Origin of the sequence: Arthrobacter sp. Br18, assembly GCF_000520555.1 — a bacterium.
Classification (GTDB): domain Bacteria; phylum Actinomycetota; class Actinomycetes; order Actinomycetales; family Micrococcaceae; genus Arthrobacter_D.
Map to the genome: position 1 here is coordinate 1 of NZ_AZSA01000310.1, position 2,007 is coordinate 2,007.

The 2,007-nt window shown below is 64.6% G+C and carries 4 protein-coding genes; 1 reads left to right on the forward strand and 3 read right to left on the reverse strand.

Annotated elements, in window-relative coordinates; translation table 11 throughout:
* Positions 1-769 (reverse strand): IS3 family transposase (locus Y704_RS0102570; protein ID WP_051476619.1); only part of this gene is annotated, 769 nt, incomplete at its 3' end.
* Positions 766-1,146 carry a hypothetical protein gene (locus Y704_RS0102575; RefSeq protein WP_035771354.1) on the reverse strand — a complete coding sequence of 127 codons (381 nt, stop codon included), beginning with the start codon at positions 1,144-1,146 and terminating at the stop codon, positions 766-768. The genes Y704_RS0102575 and Y704_RS0102570, both read right to left, overlap by 4 nt.
* A gap of 227 nt (positions 1,147-1,373) precedes the next feature.
* Here Y704_RS0102575 and Y704_RS0102580 point away from each other — a divergent pair, with 227 nt between their 5' ends.
* Positions 1,374-1,811: a DUF309 domain-containing protein gene (locus Y704_RS0102580; protein ID WP_026548951.1), complete on the forward strand. Its 438-nt coding sequence runs from the start codon at positions 1,374-1,376 to the stop codon at positions 1,809-1,811.
* Positions 1,812-1,815: 4 nt separating this feature from the next.
* On the opposite strand, the gene Y704_RS24800 is transcribed toward Y704_RS0102580, so the two are convergent.
* The coding region (locus Y704_RS24800; protein WP_216698943.1) for a hypothetical protein at positions 1,816-2,007 on the reverse strand (192 nt) is incomplete at its 5' end.

A 2,007-nucleotide genomic window follows, 5' to 3' on the forward strand; every position in this document is an offset into this window, starting at 1 on the left:
CCCAGGCGACCGCGTCCTGGCGGGAGCCAAACCGCCCCGGGTAGGAGTGGTGGTACTTCGTGGTCTTGAACGCCGCCTCGGAATACGGGTTGTCGTTGGACACGCGGGGCCGTGAATGGCTGCGGTCGATGCCCAGGTCGATCATCAGCTCGGCGACCGGTTTGGACGTCATGGACGTCCCCCGGTCGGCGTGGATCACGCCCGGGGTGCCGTGGATCATGACCGCGTCGGCGATGAAGTCCTTGGAGCCGAGCCCGGACTCGCGGGTGGTGATGTGCCAGTGCACGACGTAGCGGGAGAACAGGTCAATGATGACCATCAGGTCGTAGTAGACGCCCCGGATGGGGCTGGGGAGTTTGGTGATGTCCCAGGACCAGACGTCGTTGGGTTTCACCGCGACGAGTTCGGGTTTCTTCTTCGCCGGGTGGGTGGCCTGGCGTCGGCGTTCACGCACCTGGCCGTGGCCGCGCAGGATGCGGTACATGCTTGATTCCGAGCACAGGTAGGTGCCTTGGTCCAGCATGATCGCGCCGATCTGGGCCGGGGCCTTGTCGGCGAACTCCTCGCTGTTCAACCGGTCCAGCACCTGCGCCACCTCCCCGCTGGTGAGCTTGTTGGCAGGGACCGGGCGCCGGGGTTTGGGTCCGTGGACCTTCGGGGCCCGGGAACGGTAGTGCGTGGCCCGGGCGCGTCCTGTGAGGGTGCAGATGGTCCGTACGGGAAGCAGCCCGGTGAGCCCGGTGAAGGCCTCGTCTACTGCGGCACTCACGGCTTGTCGTTGTCCGCTCTCGTGGAGATGTCCTCCAAGAGAGCGTGTAATTTTCCCATCACGCTCAACGCCTCCTCGGTCCGTGCGAGCTTCGCTTCAGCCCGTTCGGCGCGGGTCTTCATGGCCTCAAGCTGGGCCTCGGGGCTGTTCTTCTTCACGGGCCTGGCGGCGGTGGCGAGGCCGGTGAGGGCGCCGGCGTCGCGTGCCCGGCGCCAGGTGGTGATTTGGGAGGAGAACAGGCCTTCGCGGCGGAGGAAGGCGCCCTTGGCTCCGGGGCCGTCGAGGGACTCGTAAGTTTCCAGGATCGAGAGTTTTTCCCCTGGGGTGAAGGAGCGGCGGAGGGGGCGATCTGCACTAGGTTTTTCGGGATCAGCCATGGATCCACCGTCGGTGTTGGCGGTGGGCGAAGCAGGTGCGGTGGTCACAGGGAATCGGTTTCCAAATCTCGCCCTTAAGGAGTCAGTGGGAAAGGACGCGGTGTCTCACCCAATGCTGACAGACAGGGGCTCAAGAAGCCGACCTCTCATGTTGTTTGGTATGGATACAGTCAGGTCCAACCGGCAGTTTGTCCAAAAGGAAACGCGTCACTATAAGGGGAACTGCAATGACCGGTGACAGGGATCGGGATGCTTCAAGGCGCCCGCGGCAGGACCGTCCACGAGACGCTCTTGGGCGGCCGCTGCCGTACGGAAGCGCTGGCGTCGAGCCAGTTTCGGAGGAGCCGCTGCCGCCGGCGCAGACATTGATCTCGGCCCGCAGTCTGGTGGAAGCTGGCCGGTCCTTTGCCGCCCATGAGGTACTCGAGGCCCGCTGGAAAGCTGGGCCGACCGAAGAACGCAACCTTTGGCAAGGTCTCGCTCAGATCTGCGTCGGGCTCACCCACGCGGCCCGGGGAAACAGCGTTGGCGCGCTCCGGCTCATCGAGCGCGGTGCGGCCCGACTCGAGGAGTACGGTTCCGGCGAAGGGCCGACCTACGGGCTCGACTTGTCCGCCGTTGTGAGTTGCGCACGTGATCGGATGCGCACCGGCGGGGACTGCTGAGAGTTTACTTGACCAATAACTTGTCCCTTAGCCTGAATCCACCGGTGGGCTGGTGGTGAGTGCCGGTTTTTGATTTTGGATTGTGTTTCCGGCTGGCGGCAGGTTTGATCTCCGGGCCTGTCTGTCCGGGGATGTTCCACTGTTGTTTTCGGTTGCGCCGTGAGCGGCTGGGTGGGCGGAGGTTCAGGCTGGTTGC